Origin of the sequence: Xylanibacter caecicola, from assembly GCF_013166515.1 — a bacterium.
GTDB lineage: Bacteria > Bacteroidota > Bacteroidia > Bacteroidales > Bacteroidaceae > Prevotella > Prevotella caecicola.
Map to the genome: position 1 here is coordinate 1 of NZ_JABKKJ010000058.1, position 1,266 is coordinate 1,266.

At 41.1% G+C, this 1,266-nt stretch carries 1 protein-coding gene; it reads left to right on the plus strand.

What is annotated here, in order from left to right:
* Positions 1 to 134 precede the first annotated feature (134 nt).
* Positions 135 to 1,266, plus strand: a 1,132-nt coding sequence (locus HPS54_RS12760; protein ID WP_172345769.1) for an IS4 family transposase, incomplete at its 3' end; no start/stop codon positions are given.

A 1,266-nucleotide genomic window follows, 5' to 3' on the forward strand; every position in this document is an offset into this window, starting at 1 on the left:
TCATTGCTGTCCCATTAAAATCCAAAATAGTTCTTTGAAATGTTTGAAATTTAGTTAGTTACAGAGATTTTTCGAGCGCGACGATTTCACGACGATTTCATTTGATACCTTTGCCGCCTATAACAAAGGCTGCAATGAATAAAGAGAAATATGTGTTTGCTCAATTAATCTCATTCCTGAATGAAGATAAGTTTCGACGAATAGTCAACAAGTACCAAGGGAATCGCTATGTAAAGCATTTCACTTGCTGGAATCAACTGCTTTCTTTGATGTTCGGACAACTCTCCAATCGTGAGAGTCTGCGAGACTTGATTGTCGCTCTTGATGCTCACCATTCCAAATGTTATCATCTGGGGATGGGCAGGAATGTTTCAAGGTCATCTTTGGCGAGAGCCAATCAAGATAGAGACTATCACATCTTTGAGGAGTATGCCTACTACTTGGTAAACGAAGCAAGGCAGAAGCGTGTTACCGACATCTTCAAACTCGGTGGAAACGTTTATGCTTTTGATTCAACAACCATTGATTTATGCCTCTCCGTATTCTGGTGGGCGAAGTTTCGCAAGAAGAAAGGTGGCGTCAAAGTACATACACTGTACGATGTGGAAACACAGATACCTGCATTCTTTCATATCACCGAAGCTTCTGTTCATGACTCAAAAGCGATGAGTGAAATTCCCTATGAATCTGGCTCCTGCTATATCTTTGACCGTGCTTACAACAACTTCAAGATGTTGTATCGGATTCATCGGATAGGTGCCTACTTCGTTGTCAGAGCCAAAAAGAATCTTCAATACAAGCCTGTTAAGTGGAAGCGAAGGTTGCCCAAAAATGTACTTTCGGATATGACTATCGAATTGACTGGGTTTTATCCCAAGCAATATTATCCAGAGCCGCTTCGTTTGGTCAGATATTGGGATGAAGAACAAAAACGCGAGTTTGTTTTCTTAACGAATGCAACGCATATTTCCGCCCTTCAGGTTGCCGAACTTTATAAGAACCGTTGGCAAGTAGAGCTGTTTTTCAAATGGCTGAAGCAACACCTCAAAATCAAAAAGTTCTGGGGTGTTACCGAGAATGCCGTTCGGATACAAGTCTACGCTGCTATATGTACTTACTGTTTGGTGGCAATCGTTCAACACGATATGCAACCGGATAGAAGCACATACGAAGTTCTTCAAATATTGAGCATCTCGTTGACCGATAAAACGCCTCTTCGAGACCTCTTTGACAAAACTAAATTTCAAAATGACAAAGAACGATTTG